The 14,865-nt window shown below is 69.0% G+C and carries 15 protein-coding genes; 4 read left to right on the top strand and 11 right to left on the bottom strand.

Translation table 11 applies throughout. The annotated features are described in order from the left end of the window. Positions 1-19 precede the first annotated feature (19 nt). Complete coding sequence (locus AB6807_RS21225; RefSeq protein ID WP_116911168.1) at positions 20-697, top strand: NAD(P)H-dependent oxidoreductase; 678 nt, start codon at positions 20-22, stop codon at positions 695-697. A gap of 217 nt (positions 698-914) precedes the next feature. Next, positions 915-1,970: an NAD(P)-dependent alcohol dehydrogenase gene (locus tag AB6807_RS21220; protein WP_371086128.1), complete on the top strand. Its 1,056-nt coding sequence runs from the start codon at positions 915-917 to the stop codon at positions 1,968-1,970. 24 nt (positions 1,971-1,994) lie between these two features. On the opposite strand, the gene AB6807_RS21215 is transcribed toward AB6807_RS21220, so the two are convergent. The 5 genes from AB6807_RS21215 to AB6807_RS21195 form a co-directional block, all read right to left on the bottom strand. Then, positions 1,995-3,161 (bottom strand): PepSY-associated TM helix domain-containing protein, encoded by a 1,167-nt coding sequence (locus AB6807_RS21215; protein ID WP_371086127.1) that lies wholly within the window; start codon positions 3,159-3,161, stop codon positions 1,995-1,997. 11 nt (positions 3,162-3,172) lie between these two features. Beyond that, positions 3,173-5,650, bottom strand: coding sequence for a TonB-dependent siderophore receptor (locus AB6807_RS21210; protein WP_371086126.1), 2,478 nt, complete (start codon positions 5,648-5,650; stop codon positions 3,173-3,175). 162 nt (positions 5,651-5,812) lie between these two features. Then, positions 5,813-6,901, bottom strand: a complete 1,089-nt coding sequence (locus AB6807_RS21205) for a FecR domain-containing protein (RefSeq protein WP_371086125.1) — start codon at positions 6,899-6,901, stop codon at positions 5,813-5,815. Between the two features lie 25 nt (positions 6,902-6,926). Then, a complete protein-coding gene (locus AB6807_RS21200) occupies positions 6,927-7,460 on the bottom strand; it encodes a sigma-70 family RNA polymerase sigma factor (protein WP_116911163.1) in 534 nt (177 codons plus the stop codon). Positions 7,461-7,510: 50 nt separating this feature from the next. Further along, the gene (locus AB6807_RS21195; RefSeq protein WP_371086124.1) at positions 7,511-7,894 is read right to left on the bottom strand and encodes a hypothetical protein; all 384 of its coding nucleotides are present in this window, start codon (positions 7,892-7,894) and stop codon (positions 7,511-7,513) included. A gap of 118 nt (positions 7,895-8,012) precedes the next feature. Here AB6807_RS21195 and AB6807_RS21190 point away from each other — a divergent pair, with 118 nt between their 5' ends. Then, positions 8,013-8,354, top strand: coding sequence for a hypothetical protein (locus tag AB6807_RS21190; protein ID WP_116911161.1), 342 nt, complete (start codon positions 8,013-8,015; stop codon positions 8,352-8,354). A gap of 31 nt (positions 8,355-8,385) precedes the next feature. Here AB6807_RS21190 and AB6807_RS21185 read toward each other — a convergent pair whose 3' ends face one another. Beyond that, complete coding sequence (locus AB6807_RS21185) at positions 8,386-8,850, bottom strand: N-acetyltransferase family protein (protein ID WP_371086123.1); 465 nt, start codon at positions 8,848-8,850, stop codon at positions 8,386-8,388. Between the two features lie 9 nt (positions 8,851-8,859). Continuing rightward, the gene (locus AB6807_RS21180; protein ID WP_116911159.1) at positions 8,860-9,867 is read right to left on the bottom strand and encodes a LysR family transcriptional regulator; all 1,008 of its coding nucleotides are present in this window, start codon (positions 9,865-9,867) and stop codon (positions 8,860-8,862) included. 344 nt (positions 9,868-10,211) lie between these two features. Between AB6807_RS21180 and AB6807_RS21175 the strand changes: the two genes are divergently transcribed. Then, a complete protein-coding gene (locus AB6807_RS21175) occupies positions 10,212-10,514 on the top strand; it encodes a hypothetical protein (protein ID WP_371086122.1) in 303 nt (100 codons plus the stop codon). Here the strand turns inward: AB6807_RS21175 and AB6807_RS21170 are convergent. The 4 genes from AB6807_RS21170 to AB6807_RS21155 all read right to left on the bottom strand — a co-directional run bounded on the left by AB6807_RS21170 (position 10,504) and on the right by AB6807_RS21155 (position 14,776). Further along, positions 10,504-10,827 (bottom strand): hypothetical protein, encoded by a 324-nt coding sequence (locus AB6807_RS21170; protein WP_116911158.1) that lies wholly within the window; start codon positions 10,825-10,827, stop codon positions 10,504-10,506. The two genes, AB6807_RS21175 and AB6807_RS21170, sit on opposite strands and share 11 nt — an antisense overlap. A 144-nt stretch (positions 10,828-10,971) precedes the next feature. Then, on the bottom strand, positions 10,972-12,801 hold the full coding sequence (locus tag AB6807_RS21165) for an ATP-binding protein (RefSeq protein ID WP_371086121.1): 1,830 nt from the start codon (positions 12,799-12,801) through the stop codon (positions 10,972-10,974). A gap of 92 nt (positions 12,802-12,893) precedes the next feature. Next, positions 12,894-13,580, bottom strand: a complete 687-nt coding sequence (locus tag AB6807_RS21160; protein ID WP_371086120.1) for a response regulator — start codon at positions 13,578-13,580, stop codon at positions 12,894-12,896. A 158-nt stretch (positions 13,581-13,738) separates the two neighbouring features. Continuing rightward, positions 13,739-14,776 (bottom strand): methionine synthase, encoded by a 1,038-nt coding sequence (locus AB6807_RS21155; protein WP_286515349.1) that lies wholly within the window; start codon positions 14,774-14,776, stop codon positions 13,739-13,741. Positions 14,777-14,865 lie beyond the last annotated feature (89 nt).

Below are 14,865 nucleotides of genomic sequence, written 5' to 3'. Positions count from 1 at the left end.
CTCAAACACTGAACGATCCATGTCCAACACTTCTACCAACCCCGGCATCGACGAACCCAGCGCAGCCAAGCTGCTCGACACCCTGCAGTGGCGCTACGCGACCAAGAAAATGGACGCCACGCGCAAGGTTCCGAAGGAGAAGATCGAGCGCATCCTCGAGGCCGCGCGCCTGGCGCCCACCTCCAGCGGCCTCCAGCCCTTCGAGATCTTCGTGGTGACCGACCCGGCGGTTCGCGAACGCATCAAGCCGATCGCGTGGAACCAGGGCCAGGTCGTCGACTGCTCGCACCTGCTCGTCTTTGCGGCATGGGACGACTACACGGCCGAGCGCATCAACCACATGTTCGACCTGACGAACACCGTGCGCGGCATCAAGAACGAAGGCTGGGAAAACTACCGCGCCATGCTGCTGGGCAGCTATCCGCAGCGCGGCAGCGAGGTCAACTTCGCGCATGCGGCGCGCCAGGCGTACATCGGCCTGGCCGCGGCGCTGATCGCCGCCGCGCACGAAGAAGTCGACAGCACCCCCATGGAAGGCTTCGACCCCGCCGCGCTCGACGACATCCTGGGCCTGCGCGCGCGCGGCCTGCGCAGCGTTGCCATCCTGCCCGTGGGCTACCGCGTGGCCGACGAAGACTGGCTGGTGAACCTCACCAAGGTGCGCCGTCCGCGTGACCAGTTCGTGACGGAAGTCTGAGGGCGGAAACCCTTGCGCGGGCGCCCTGTCGGGCGCCCGCGCGCATTCATGCGCACGTCTTGTCGGCGAACGCGCATCCGGCCGGCTGGTCAGGGGCGTCGCGTGTCGTCAGAATGAACCGTGCAGGGACACCGCATCCACGGGCCGCCACAGGCTCTCGTCCCTCTGGCTCACTGGTTCATTCACCGTTCATTCCCCTTCTGAAGAGAGCACTCCCATGACGCTTGCCCACGCCTACGCGGCCCGGTCCGCCACCACGCCACTGGCGCCCTTCACCTTCGAGCGCCGCGCGCCCGCCGCGCGCGACGTGGCCATCGACATCCTGTACTGCGGCGTGTGCCACTCCGACCTGCACACGGTGCGCAGCGAGTGGGGCCCCGCCGCCTACCCCTGCGTGCCGGGGCACGAAATCGTCGGGCGCGTGCGCGCCGTCGGTGCCGACGTGTCGAAGTTCAAGGTCGGCGACCTGGTCGGCGTCGGCTGCATGGTCGACAGCTGCCAGCATTGCCAGCCCTGCAACGACGGGCTGGAGCAGTACTGCGACAACGGCATGACCGGCACCTACGACAGCCAGGAGCAGGTGTCGCGCGCCAACACGCTGGGCGGCTACTCGGACCACATCGTGGTGTTCGAGAAGTTCGTGCTCAAGATCTCGCACGACGAGAAGTCGCTGGCCGCCGTGGCGCCGCTGCTGTGCGCGGGCATCACCACCTATTCGCCGCTGCGGCAATGGAAGGCCGGCCCCGGCTCCAAGGTGGGCGTGGTGGGGCTCGGCGGGCTGGGCCACATGGGCGTGAAGATTGCCGCGGCCATGGGCGCGCACGTGGTGCTGTTCACCACCTCGCCCGGCAAGACCGAAGACGCCAGGCGCCTGGGTGCCAAGGAGGTCGTGGTGTCGCGCAACGAAAGCGAAATGGCCGCGCACCTCAACAGCTTCGACCTCATCATCAACACCGTGGCCGTCTCGCACAGCCTCGACCCCTTCGTGCAGCTGCTCAAGCTCGACGGCACGCTGGTGCTGGTGGGCGCGCCCAGCACGCCGCACCCGTCCCCGGGCGTGTTCGGCCTCATCACCAAGCGCCGCCGCATCGCGGGCTCGATGATCGGCGGCATTGCCGAGACACAGGAAATGCTCGACTTCTGCGCCGCGCACGGCATCGTGTCGGACATCGAAACCATCGCGATGCCGCAGATCAACGACGCCTACGAGCGCATGCTCAAGAGCGATGTGAAGTACCGGTTCGTGATCGACATGGCGACCGTGGCGGCCTGAGCTTTCACGCCGGGTCAGGTCAGGTCACTTCCCGATGAGTTTGTGCGGTGCGGTGCGGCTCCGCTGCCGCCGCCGTGCCCACCACAGGTACACCCCGCTGCCCAGTACCACGATGGCGACCACGTCCAGCAGCGCCCAGATGATCTTCAGCGGCAACCCGCCGTAGTCGCCGAAATGCAGCGGGCGCGACAGCTGCAGCGCCGTCAGGTACCAGGGCGCGGGCGGCAGCAGCACCAGCGCGCCGGTGCGCGCGTCGACCAGCGCGGGCGTGAACAGCCGCGAGGTGACAGGCGTCTGGCCGATGGCCCACACCAGGTAGTGGTGCGGGCTGCCCAGCGCTTCGTCGGGGTATCGCACGCTGCGGATGCGCGTGTTCGGCATGGCCTGCGACACCGCGTTCGCCGCCGCCTGCACGGAGGCGAGCTGCGTGGGCATCTCTTGCCCCTTGTAGGGCCGCAGCGCATCGGCCAGCGCGTGCTCGCGCCACCGGTCGTACAGCGGATCGGCAAGCTCGTTCATCGCCCCCGTGGCGCCGACCACCACCACCCACGCCAGCGTCGATACGCCGAGCAGGTTGTGCACGTCGAGCCAGCGGATGCGCGCGCCGCGCTGCCTTCGCACCGTACCGAAGGCCAGGCTGCGCATGTACGGGGCGTACAGCACCGCGCCCGACACAGTGGCCGCCAGCACCAGCAAGGCCATGGCACCGAGGAACAGTTCGCCCGGCAGGCCGAGCAGCAGATCCTTGTGCAGCCGCAGCAGCACGCCGGTGAGCGTGATGCGCCCGGGCGCGCTCTGCGCCGCAGGCGGCAGCACGCGTCCCGTGCGCGCATCGAACTTCAGCACCCGGTTGAGCTTGCGGTCCGCGGCGTAGGAGGGCGCGAGCGCAATCCACACTTCGGGCCGGTCGTCTTCCAGGCTGATCCAGCGCACGGTGTGGCCGGGGAAGAGACCCGCGGGCCCGCGTGCGGTGTCGACCATCGCGTCCAGGTCTGCAATGGCCGAGCCGACCGGACCGACCGAACTCCGCGCCTCCGCGGCCGCCGCCGTGTCGCCGCGAGCCCAGTCGGCCAGCTCGTCGCGGAACACCAGCGGCAGCCCGGTCAGGCACAGCACCAGCAGGAACACCGTGCAGGCCAGGCTGCTCCACCGGTGCACCCACTGCCAGCGCCGAAGGCGCAGGGCGGACATGGCGCGCCCGCTCAGAAGTCGAAGGCGGCCGACAGCTGGATGCTGCGCGGCGTGCTCTGCACCAGGTAGCCGTCGATGGCCGAGGCCCAGTAGCTCTTGTTCAGCAGGTTCTGGATGTTCAGCCGCAGCGTGGTCGGCGTGCCGGCCCAGGTCGTGCGGTAGCGCGCGCCGACGTCGTAGCGCGTCCAGCGCGGAATGGACTGCGCGTTGAGGGTGTCGGCGTACTGCGATGCGGTGTGAATCGCGCGGCCCGACAGCGTGAGCCCGGCGACCGAAGGCACGTCCCACTCGGCGCCCAGGTTCAGCTGCACCTTGGGCGCGCCCGTGACCTGCCGGCCGTCGTTGGTGCCGCCCGCCGTGCGGGTCTGCTTGGCATCGACCAGCGCCAGGCCGCCCAGCAGCCGCACGCCGGGCACGACCTCGCCGAAGGTGTTCAGCTCCACGCCGCGCGTGCGCTGCTCGCCGTCCACCGAGTAGATGCGGGTGCTCGCATTGGTCAGGCCGTTGGGCGTTTTCAGCTGGTACACGCCCAGCGTGGTGGCGATGCCGCCGAAGTCGAGCTTCACGCCCGCCTCGTACTGCTTGGAAACGTAGGGCGCAAAGATCTGCCCCACGTTGATGGAGCCCGCCGTGGCCGTGGGCCCCTGCTGCAGCCCCTCGATGTAGTTGGCGTACACCGACACGTTGCGGCTCGCCTTCACGACCAGGCCCACGCCGGGCGTGGTGGCCGACTTGTCGTAGCTCGACGACGTGGCGCCGGTGGTGGCGCTGAAGTTGGCCGACTTGACCTTCTGCTGGCGCACGCCCAGCGTGAGCTGCACGCGGTCGTCGAGCATCGACAGCGTGTCGGCCACGGCCACGCCGGAGATGTCGGCCGAGCCCGTTTGCGGCACCGCGTCGGGCCCGCGCAGGCCCGCGATGCTCGGCTGGCCGATGAACACCGGCGTGTAGATGTTGGTGCTGGTCTGCGCCAGCGTGTTCAGCAGGATGCCGTTGCGCACGCGCAGCGTGGAGGCGGTGAGCGTCCAGCGGTGCTGCACCGGGCCCGTGTCGAAGCGCCCGCGCATGCCGGCCTCGGCCGTCGAGCTGTTGCGGTAGAGCGGCCAGTACACCTGGTTCTGCAGCAGCCTGCCGGCCGAAGACTGCAGCTGCGAGTTGGAGAACAGCTGCGACTCCTCGAAGCGCGAGCCGCCGGCCGCGGCGAACGCGGTGAGGTCGGGCGTGATGTCGAACTCGCCGCGCAGCGCCACGTTGCGCGAGTTGGTGTTGTCGTAGGACCAGGGCTGCTGCCAGTTGCGCCCCGAGCGCGGCGGCGCGGGCAGCACGAAGCCGGCCGCCAGGAAGGTGGTGCGCGAGGGCGAGTCGCTGTCGTTGCGCCGCGCGCCCAGGTCGGCCGACAGGCGCAGCCGGTCGCTGCGGTAGTCGAGCGCCAGCGCGCCCATGGCCACCTTCTTTTTCTGGCGGTCGGTCGCGGTGTCGCCGTCGCTGTACACGCCGTTGAAGCGAACGCCCCAGCGGTTGTCCTGGCCAAAGCGGCGCCCCACGTCGGCCTGCACGCCGAACTGCGCGTCGGACACGTAGCCCGTGGTCAGCCGCGTGAGCGGCGCGTCTCCCGCGCGCTTGGGCACCTGGTTGATGCTGCCGCCCACGCCGCCGATGGGCCCCAGCCCGTTGAGCAGCGCGTTGGCGCCCGACAGCAGCTCGATGCGCTCCAGCGACTCCACGCCGGGCGACATGAGCCCGTAGAGCCCGCCATAGGCCGCGTCGAGCGCCTTCACCTTGTTGCCTCGCACCACGAAGTCGGTCATGGCGTCGTTGCCCGGGTAGATCGCGCGAAACGACGGGTTGTTGTCCGCAATGTCGGCCACCGTGCGCGTCTGCTGGTCTTGCATGACCTGCGCCGTGTAGGTGATGAGGTTGAACGGCGTGTCCATGAAGTCGCGGTCGCCCAGCAGGCCCACGCGGCCGCCGCGCGCCACCTGCCCGCCGGCATAGGGCTGCGGCAGGTCGCCGGGCACGGCTGAGTTCGCGGTGACCGTGACGGGCGGCAGCGCGGCGTCGCCGGCATTGCCCGTGCTGCTTGCGGATGGGGCCGGCGTGGCGGTGTTCTTGCGTAGGGTGTATTCGCCGCTCGCGTCGCGCACCGCTTCCAGGCCGGTGCCGGCCAGCAGCGAGCGCAGCGCGTCGTTCACGCTCAGCGTGCCGCTCGCGCCGGGGCTGCGCAGGCCGCTCGTCAACTCGGCGTTGACGGCGATCTGCGCGCCGGCCTGCCGGCCGAAGCGGCTCAGCGCCTGGTCGAGCGTGCCGGCCGGAATGTCGAAGCTGCGGCGCGCCTCACCGGCCGCGCCCTGCGCGAAGGCGGGTGCGCTGGCCAGGCCGGCTGCGCTGCCCAGCGTGGCGCACAGCAGAGCCAGCGCCACGGGCGACAGCCGGTGCCGCCCGCGGGTGGCCATTAGGGGGGAGAAAGACCGGTTGCGAACGACCGCCATGTTGCAGATTCCTTTTGCTGGTGCTTGTGTTGGACAGTGGCTTGGCAAGCACGCAAAAAGAGTCGTCCCGCCTGGCTTCTGCATGCAAAGCCGCACGAGACCGAAAAATCTGCCGGTTTATCTGCTGGTTTATTTGTAAAGACGTTTCAGCGCATCCGCACTTCAGCGCGCCGACACCGTGACCCAGTACCGCGTGAGCCGCGTCACCTTCACCGGCAGCCGCCGCGCCAGCGATTCGAGAATGCGCTCGGTCGGGTCGTTGCCGTCCAGCGGCCAGGCGCCGGTGATGCGCAGGCCAGCCACCTCGGGGTCGCAGCGCAGGCGGCCGGGGCGGTAGCGGTCGAGTTCGGCAATGAACTCGGCCAGCGGCATGCCTTCGGCGGTGAGCGTGCCGTCGGTCCAGGACTGGCTGGCCTCCCGCAGTGCCTCGGGTGCGTCGACGCGCTCGCGGGTGAAGCGGGCCTGCTGCCCGGCGCGCACCAGGGTCGCGGCGGAACCCGAGCCGGTGCTGTTGGCGGTGCGGACCTCGACCGCGCCCTCGCTTACGCCCAGTGCCGTGAAGCCGGCGGCCGCGTCCGCGGGCTCGTCGCGTCGCACGGTGAAGCGCGTGCCCACCGGCGTGAGCGTGCCGTCGCGCGTGGCGACCACGAAAGGGCGGCGGGCCGCGTCGTGCGCGGTCGCGACCATGATTTCTCCGCGGTGCAGCACCAGCCGGCGCTCGCCCGCGTCGAAGCGCACATCGAGCGCGGTGCCGGTGTTCATCAGCAGCGTGCTGCCGTCGGCCAGCACCATGCTGCGGCGCTCGCCGGTGGCGGTGCGCACGTCGGCCCATGCGCCTGCGAGCTGGCTGCGCCAGAGGAGCTGGTCTTGCACGAGGTAGATGGCGGTGCCGCCGGCGCCGATCCACATCAGCGTTTTCAAGGTGCGCCGGCGCGCCGACAACGAAGCCGCATGGCCCAGCGTGGCGCGCGTGACCGCCGGCTCGACGGTGCCCGAGGTGCCGCGCAACTGCTGGCCCATGGACTGCAGCCGCTGCCAGGCGCGCGCATGGTCCGGGTGCTGGTCGTGCCAGCGCGCGAAGGCGGACTGCTCCTGCGGATCGCGCAGGCCCGAGGCCAGGCGCACGTACCAGCCGATGGCCTGCTCGACGATGGCGTCTGGCAAGGTATCGCTCGTGTTGGCTGTGTTGGCTGTGTTGGCTGTGTTGGCCGCGTTGCCGCCATTGGCCGGCGAGGGAAATCGTGCGCTCATCCGAAGCAATTCCGCTTGATGCGCGTCAGCTCGCTGCCGGCAGGTACATCGCCTTGTAGCAATGGGCCAGCGCGCGCGTCATGGCCTTCTGCACCACGTTGACGGTGATGCCCAGCCGCTCGCCGATCTGCGCGTAGCTCAGCCCGTCGAGCTGCGAGAGCAGGAACGCCTCGCGCACCTGGGCGGGCAGGCCGTCGAGCAGGCGGGCGATTTCCTCGAGCGTTTCCAGGATCAGCAAGCGCTCTTCGGGCGAGGGCGCCATCGCCATCGGGCGCGCGGCGAGCGTGGCCAGCCAGGCCTGCTCGAGCGCATGGCGGCGCCAGTGCGTGGCGAGCAGCCCGCCGGCAATCGTCGTGAGGTAAGCGCGGGGCTCGCGAATGTGCTCGCCGGCGTTCTTGCCCAGCACGCGAACGAAGGTGTCGTGCGCCAGGTCGGCCGCGTCGAAAGTGTTGCCCAGCTTGCGGCGCAACCAGCCCTGCAGCCAGCCATGGTGCTCGGCATACAGGGACTCGACCGGGTACTCGGCTGGAAGGGAAGACGCAAGGGACGGGGGGTTCACGATCCGCGCAGGGCCGGGCGATGGCTCGGCTGTCTAAATAAGAATTGCTCTCAATTATCTGAGGCGTTAAGCCTTTTGGCAACACGACGCAAACGCACGGTCAGCTCCTTGACCAGCTGCATCTCGCCGCGCCGCTGCGCCACTTCCAGCCCTTTGGTGAAGGCCGCCTCGGCCTGCGCCGAGTCGCCGAGTTCCAGCGCCACCAGGCCTTGCAAGCGGTGCGCGGCGGTGAAGTCGGCGTCGAAGGCCAGTGCTTTTTCCAGATGCAGCAGCGCGGTGCGCGGGTCTTCGCGGCGGTGGTACGCGAGCGCGAGGCTCATGCGAAGCAGGGCGCCGTCGCGGCCGGCGGCGAGCATGCGCTCGAGGGCTTCGGGCGAGGGGCCGGGCGGCGGGGCAGGGGGAGTGAGAACAGTGTCGGGAGAAGGCGTGTCCATCAGCGGCATCCTTGGCAATTTGTCAAAGCATAGTCTTTGATATTTGCAGTTGCAGTTCCCCGCCCGAATCTCCTTGCGTCCTACGCGGTTCGCGCGGGCCCTGCGAAAGCATCGAGCGATGCGTAAATTGATTCTTGTGACTTCGCTGGGTTTGACTGCGGCCAGCGCACTCGTGCAGGCCGAGCCGATCAAGCTCCCGGTCGACAGCGACGACAAGGGCACCGTGTACGTGGCGCCCAACGTGAACCCCACCGAGCAGGCTGCCACCGTCAACGGCGCGACCGTCGGCGTGCAGCGCCCCGACGGCAGCGGCACCTACATCGGCACCGACACCTCCACGCCGCGGCCTACTTACTCGCTGGGTGCGAGCACGGGCGGCAACGTGTCGCTCACGGGCGGTGTGTCGTCCGACGGCAAGGCCAACAACGGCGTGAAGGCCGGGGTCACCATCAAGTACTGATCGAGCTGAACGACCTGATCTAGCTGGTCGTTCAGACCAGCGTGCCGTACACGATGAACCCGTCGTGCGTGGCCACCTTGTCGTACAGCGTGCGCCCGGCCGTGTTGCTCTCGTGCGTTTGCCAGTACACGCGGTGCCCGCCCGCGCGCTTCACGTGCGCGTACACACCCTCGATCAACTGGCGCCCCACGCCGCGCCCGCGCTCCGACGGCAGCGTGAACAGGTCCTGCAGGTAGCACGTCGGCTCGATGCGCGTGGTGCTGCGGTGGAACAGGTAGTGCGTGAGCCCGACCAGCTGGCCGTCGCGCTCGGCGACCAGCGCATGCACCGGCTCGTAGGCATCGAAGAAGCGCTGCCAGGTGACCTGGGTGATTTCATCCGGCAGCGCGGTGGCGCCTTCGCGGCCGTAGAAGGCGTTGTAGCCGGCCCATAGCGGCTTCCATGCCGCAAGGTCGGCAGGCACGGGAGGGCGAATCGAGAGGGTGGACGTCGTCATATGCGTGCCTCAGCGTGTGCCCGTTCGTGCCGCCGACGCAGTGGCCTTCGCAACCTCTTGCACCTTTGAAAGCGCGCACGCAGGCGGCTGCACGCGCGTGGACGCCGGCAGCGGCGGCAGCACCGGGTTGTCGCCATCGGGCCCCATCGACTGCTCCAGAAAGTCGAGCATCGCGCGCATGGCCGCGCTGTTGTGGCGGCGCTGCGAGTAAGCCGCGTACAGCCAGTGTTCGTGCGGCATGTGGTCGCGCAGCACCGGCACCAGCGCGCCGCGCTCCAGGTGCGACTGCGCCAGCGGCTCCGGCACATAGGCCACGCCCACGCCGCGCAGCGCCAGCTCGATGAGCGCCACCGCGTCGTTGGCCTCCATGCGGCTGTGCACCGCCACGTCGTGCGGCTTGCCGTCGGTCTCGAAGGGCAGGTGCGTGGTGGGCATCGACGAGTAGCTCAGCACCTCGTGCTTGCCCATGTCCTCGGGCACCTGCGGCATGCCGCGCTGCGACCAGTACGCGGGCGACGCGCACACCACCATGTCGAACTGCACCAGCCGGCGCACGATGAGGTTCATGTCGTCGATGCGCCCGCCCGTCAGGTGGATGTCGATGCCTTCCTCGATCAGGTCGAGGTTGTCGTTGGTGAACACCAGGCTCACGTACACCTCGGGGTAGCGCTTGATGAACTCGGCGATCACGTCCGACAGCCAGCCCGCGATGAGCCCGTGCGGCGCGCTCATGCGCAGGCGGCCTTGCGGGTGCGAGCCGTGGGCCTGCAGGTCGTTCAGCGTGCTTTCGGCCATGGCCACCAGCTCGGTGCTGCGCTCCAGCAGCACCTGGCCGGCGTCTGTAAGGCTCAGGGAGCGGGTGGAGCGGTTCAGCAGGCGCACGCCGCTGCGCGTTTCAAGCTCGGCCACGTAGCGGCTGACCGTGGCTTTCGACATGCCCAGCGAGATCGCCGCGCGGGAGAAGCTGCGCCGGAACGCGACTTCGCGGAAGGTTTTGATGAGGTCGAGGCCGTCCATAAGTGGGCGGATTGTTCCAGCTTCCGGCGCTGGGGTCTTTCGTCGGGGAATGGGTGGTTTTCGGCGCGCGAAGCGGCGGGGGTGCGTGGCTATACTGCCGCCGTCGCGTCAAAAAAAGGCGCGACCGGGATTGGACTCCTGAAGCATCTCTGCGACGAAAGCCGCAGTACCCGCAAGGTTTGCGGCTTTGTCATTCGTGCCCCAAGTTTTGGCGGCTCGACGGGCGGGCGCAAGCCCGGCCGGTTCTCGCAAGAGGTGCCCGGTAGTCCAACCCGTCGAGCTGCCGCCTCCGATTGGACTCGGGAGCGGCGGTTTCAGTAAACCGCACCTCTTGGAGGCCATTCATGGCTCATGTTCCCCCGACCCCCGAATCTTCTTCGGCAACCGCCCGCGCCGAGGCGCTCGCACTGCAGGCCTGCGACGACGTCGACAGCCTGCACGTGGTGCAGCGCGCCTACGCGTGCCTCGAAAAACTCATCGACCCGCAACGCGTGAACGACAGCGAAGACCTCAGCCCGAGCCGCAGCGAACTCAGCGCGCTGTTCGGGCTGGTCAACGACGAACTGCACCGGCGCATCGAAACGGCCGATGCGGCGGTGCAGTCGCTGCGTGCGGCCGTGGGGCAGGGCGAACCGCTCATCGCCTGACGGCGCGCCACTGCGCCCGGCGGCGCGCGGCAATCACCGCCACCGCTGCGCAGCCGAGCAGGTTGACCAGGGAGATCGCCACGAAGAACGCATCGCGCACCACCAACACCGCGTAGACCGTCGCCGTCACGTTCGACAGCACCCACGAACCCCAGGTCAGCAGCGAGACCGAGACGGCGCCGTCGGTGCAGCGCCAGACCACCACGATCTGGGGGATGTAGGTCAGCACGCGGGCCGCGTTGGTCAACAGGTAGAGCCAGCCGATCAGGGCCAGCAATTGCCCGTCGGCGGTGGCGAAAGCGTGAAATTGCATCGACTGCGGTCCCTGGAGTGTTGCGCGCCTGCTGAACGCGTGCGCCGACTCTAGGCAAGGCGTGGCGTGCCGGGAATGCCGTGTCGGCGCTACGCCGAACGCCCTACGACCTATGCCGTAGGCGCGGCGTTGCACGCCCTGGGTTCAGGCCCGATGGGCTGCGAACGGCACCCGCAGCAGCACGCGGGTGCCCGTCGCGCTGTGGACCACCTCGAGCGAGGCGCCGAGCTGCCGCGCGCGGGCGTGCATGTTGGCGATGCCGCGACCGCCGGCATCGGGCGCGGGATCGAACGTGCTACGGGCCGGCTCGCCGTCGTCGACGATCTCGAGTTCGAGCAGCTCGCCATGTTGGCGCAGCTGCACGCGCACGCGATGGGCGCGCGCGTGCTTCAGCACGTTGGTCAGCGCCTCCTGCGCGATGCGCAAGAGCTGCAGGGACGCCTGCGCGGACAGCTCCGCGGCGCTGTCGGGCACATCGATGGTCCACGAAGGCTGGACGCGGGCCTCTTCCAGCTGCGCCTGCCACCGAAACAGGAAGTTGCCCAGCGCGGTGCGGAAGTCGCCCGCATCGGGCGCCAGCGCATCGAGCGCGATGCGCATGTCGGCGATGCAGTCGCGCAGCACGTCGGCAATCTGCCGCTCGCTCATGTCGCCGCGCTCGACCCGCGACAGCGAGGTGAACAGGCGCGAGCCGAGCCCGTCGTGGATCTCCCGCATGATCGATTGCCGCTCCTGCGAAACGGCATGCTGGCGCTGCAGTTGCGCCACGCGCGCGAAGCTCTCGGCCAGATGCCTTTCGCGGTCGGCCACGCGGCTTTCGAGCGTGCGGTTGAGCTCTTCGAGCGAGTCCATCGTGTGGATGAAGCGGGCGGTCAGCAGCCCGCCCATGCAAAGCAGCAGCAGGTTGGCCGCGTGGTGCAGCAGGAAGATGCGCTTGCCGACCCAGTGCGGCAGCAGCTGGGCCAGGGCGCCGTCGTCCCAGGCGATCAGGTAGTCGTGCACGCCCGCGAGCACGGCGATCATCAGCGCCATCGGCATCAGCGCGGCGGCCAGCGTGCGTTGCCTGGCCACCGTGCGGATAGACACCGCGAGAATCGCCAGCCCGATGGGAATCAACCCCGCGCTCCACCACCGGTTGACCAGCGGCTCGCCCTGCGGCCCGGCCAGCAGCAGCCAGCCCGGCCCGAGCAACCAGTAGCCGAGCAGCACGCGGCGCAGCCAGGGGCGCTCGATGCCGGCGAGCCGCATCGAGAACAGCGCCAGCACCACCACGAAGCCGCCCGTGGCGCCGAGGTACACGGTGCGCCACAGGTGCCAGTAGTGCGACGGCATGCGTTCGATCACGAAGGTCAGGGTGCGCACGCCCCACAGCGCTGACGCAAGCCCGAAGAGCCCGTACAGCACCTCGCTGCGCCGGCGCCACCAGATGCACAGCACGATGACCGCCATCAGCAGGCAGACCACCACCGTGATCTCGGGCAGCGTGCGCACCCAGAAGAGTCGCCGGTCGTGCACCGGCAGCAGTTCGGCACGCGGCGCCACCGAAACGACCGGAAAGCGCTGCGACCCGGAGGCGGTCGCGGCGGCCGCGCGAATCGCGAGCACGTTGTCGCCCGCGCGGAGCATCTGGCGCGGCAGCGAGATCAGGTGGGGCCGCTCCCAGCGCACATGCACGGTGCTGCTGTCTTCCTCGACCTCGCCGACCTGCGTGCCGTTGAGCCAGACCTGGCCGCCTTCGTAGAGGTAAGGCAGGTACACCGCCCAGCTGCCGTCGCGCTCGCCGAGCGCGGGCGCCTCGAAGGTGGCGCGATACCAGACGGCGCCGCCGCGCGAAAGGCCGGGCGCTGGCGCTACGGGTCCGGGCAGCGCGACGTCGGTCCAGGCGCTGTCGGGTGCGGGCGGGCTCGCCTCGCTGGAGGCCAGGGCCTGCATGCGTGCCAGGTCGAGCGCCAGTGCCGGCGGCCCGGGTGCCATGAGCAGGGCCGCGACCAGGAGCGTGGCGAGCCGCAGTATCCAGGGGCGGCTAAACCGCGCGTTCGCCCATGCGCTGGCGGCCCCTTCAGACTTCACAGCAGGCCCAGCTGGCTGGCTTCGTAGACCGCCTCGCTGCGCGAGTGCACGGCCAGCTTGCGGTAGATTTTCTTGACGTGAGAGACCACGGTGTGCGGCGAAATTTCGAGCAGCTCGCCAATCGAATCGAATGTCAGCCCCTTGGCGGTCAGGCGCAGCAGTTCGGTTTCACGCGGCGTCAGCGGTGATGCCCGGGCGTCCGGCAGCGGCTCTGGGGGCGCTTGCTGCAGCGGTGGGGCCGGCGCCGGCTCGAGCCGTACCGTGAGCCTGAACCGGGTGAGGATGCGCCGGGCAATGCCCGGGCTGATGGGCGCGCCGCCGGCCAGGATCTCGTGGATGCTGGTGGCCACGCGCTCGGGCGACGCGTCTTTCAGCAGGTAGCCGGTGGCACCCGCCTCGATCGACTCGACCACATGGGCGTCGTCGCCGAACATGGTGACCACCAGCACGTCGCAGTCCGGCTGGTGCGCGGCGGCGTGGCGGATCACCTCGACGCCGCCGATGTCGGGCAGCCCCAGGTCGACCAGCAGCACGTTGGGCGCGTGCAGGTCGAGCATTGCCTTGCCGTCCATGCCGGTGGAAACCGCGGCCACGAGCTGCAGCGCAGGGTCGCGCAGCACCGCGTCCGAAAACCGCCGCAAGAACTCGGGCTCGTCCTCGACGATCAGGACACGGGTGGTCATCGCAGCTCCTTGTGAGACCTACTCTGACAGGAATTTTCCCTTGCGCCTGTGCCAAAGGACATGCCGCTAAAGCGCTATCGCCAAGCACGCCGGGGGGCGATAGGCACGCGGCCATCGCGTTGCCAGGCGATTGACCTGGTGCGGCGACCGCGTGGGCGTCACGCCGCAGCGAGCCGCTCCTTCGCCAGCTTCGTGCCTTCCGCCAGCGCCTTCAGCTTGCGCCACGCCACGTCGCGTGCCATCGGCGCCAGGCCGCAATTCGTGCAGGGGAACAGCCGCTCCTTCGGCACGAACTCCAGCGCCCGGCCGATGGTGTCGGCCACTTCCTCGGGGGTCTCGATCACGTCGCTGGCCACGTCGATCACGCCGACCATGACGTCCTTGCCGGCCAGCAGCTTCATCAGGTCGGGCGGCACATGGGAGTGGATGCATTCCAGGCTCACCTGGTCGATGCTGCTGCGGGCAAGCGCGGGGAACACCGCCTCGTACTGGCGCCATTCGTCGCCCAGGGTGCTCTTCCAGTCGGTGTTGGCCTTGATGCCGTAGCCGTAGCAGATGTGCACCGCCGTCGTGCAGGTCAAGCCCTGCGCCGCCCGCTCCAGCGCCCGCACGCCCCAGTCGGCGGCATCCTTCATGTAGACATTGAAAGCGGGCTCGTCGAACTGGATGATGTCCACGCCGTCGGCCTGAAGCGCCAGCGCTTCCTGGTTGAGCAGCTCGGCGAAGGCGAAGGCCATCTTCACCCTGCCTTCGGCATCGCTGCCGTAGAAGCGGTCCGCCACGGTGTCGACGATGGTCATGGGGCCCGGCAGGGTGAACTTCAGCTTCTTCTTCGTGTGCGCGCGCGCCAGCTGTGCTTCGAAGGCATGCACGCGGCCTTTCAGGCGCAGGGCCGACACCACCTGCGGCACCATCGCGTCGTAGCGGTTGTCGCGGATGCCCATCTTCACCTTGTGCTCGAAGTCGATGCCCTCGACCTGCTCGAGAAAGCCGTGCACGAAGTGCTGGCGCGACTGCTCGCCGTCGCACACGATGTCCAGGCCCGCGTCTTCCTGGGCCTTGATCCACAGCAGGGTCGCGTCGGCCTTGGCTTGGCGAAGGGCATCGCCTTCGGCCATCCACTGAGGCCAGAGCTTGTTGGTTTCAGCCAGCCAGGCGGGCTTCGGCAGGCTGCCGGCAATGGAGGTTTCAAACATCTGGAGTTTCCTGTTCAATCGAAGATGAAAAAAATCGGTATGGCGAGCAGCCACTGGCTGACGCGCTGTTGCAGAGAAGTATTCGGAGG

The sequence above is a fragment of the Variovorax sp. RCC_210 genome (assembly GCF_041355175.1).
Classification (GTDB): domain Bacteria; phylum Pseudomonadota; class Gammaproteobacteria; order Burkholderiales; family Burkholderiaceae_C; genus Variovorax.
Note: the sequence above shows the minus strand (reverse complement) of the source record. Positions and strands in the feature narration are given on the sequence as shown.

Bases quoted from the DNA above. Each gene is read 5' to 3' on its own strand.
- AB6807_RS21225 (WP_116911168.1), top strand. From the start codon at position 20: ATGTCCAACACTTCTACCAACCCCGGCATCGACGAACCCAGCGCAGCC.
- AB6807_RS21220 (WP_371086128.1), top strand. From the start codon at position 915: ATGACGCTTGCCCACGCCTACGCGGCCCGGTCCGCCACCACGCCACTG.
- AB6807_RS21215 (WP_371086127.1), bottom strand. From the start codon at position 3,161: ATGTCCGCCCTGCGCCTTCGGCGCTGGCAGTGGGTGCACCGGTGGAGC.
- AB6807_RS21210 (WP_371086126.1), bottom strand. From the start codon at position 5,650: ATGGCGGTCGTTCGCAACCGGTCTTTCTCCCCCCTAATGGCCACCCGC.
- AB6807_RS21205 (WP_371086125.1), bottom strand. From the start codon at position 6,901: ATGAGCGCACGATTTCCCTCGCCGGCCAATGGCGGCAACGCGGCCAAC.
- AB6807_RS21195 (WP_371086124.1), bottom strand. From the start codon at position 7,894: ATGGACACGCCTTCTCCCGACACTGTTCTCACTCCCCCTGCCCCGCCG.
- AB6807_RS21190 (WP_116911161.1), top strand. From the start codon at position 8,013: ATGCGTAAATTGATTCTTGTGACTTCGCTGGGTTTGACTGCGGCCAGC.
- AB6807_RS21185 (WP_371086123.1), bottom strand. From the start codon at position 8,850: ATGACGACGTCCACCCTCTCGATTCGCCCTCCCGTGCCTGCCGACCTT.
- AB6807_RS21180 (WP_116911159.1), bottom strand. From the start codon at position 9,867: ATGGACGGCCTCGACCTCATCAAAACCTTCCGCGAAGTCGCGTTCCGG.
- AB6807_RS21175 (WP_371086122.1), top strand. From the start codon at position 10,212: ATGGCTCATGTTCCCCCGACCCCCGAATCTTCTTCGGCAACCGCCCGC.
- AB6807_RS21170 (WP_116911158.1), bottom strand. From the start codon at position 10,827: ATGCAATTTCACGCTTTCGCCACCGCCGACGGGCAATTGCTGGCCCTG.
- AB6807_RS21165 (WP_371086121.1), bottom strand. From the start codon at position 12,801: ATGGCACCCGGGCCGCCGGCACTGGCGCTCGACCTGGCACGCATGCAG.
- AB6807_RS21160 (WP_371086120.1), bottom strand. From the start codon at position 13,580: ATGACCACCCGTGTCCTGATCGTCGAGGACGAGCCCGAGTTCTTGCGG.
- AB6807_RS21155 (WP_286515349.1), bottom strand. From the start codon at position 14,776: ATGTTTGAAACCTCCATTGCCGGCAGCCTGCCGAAGCCCGCCTGGCTG.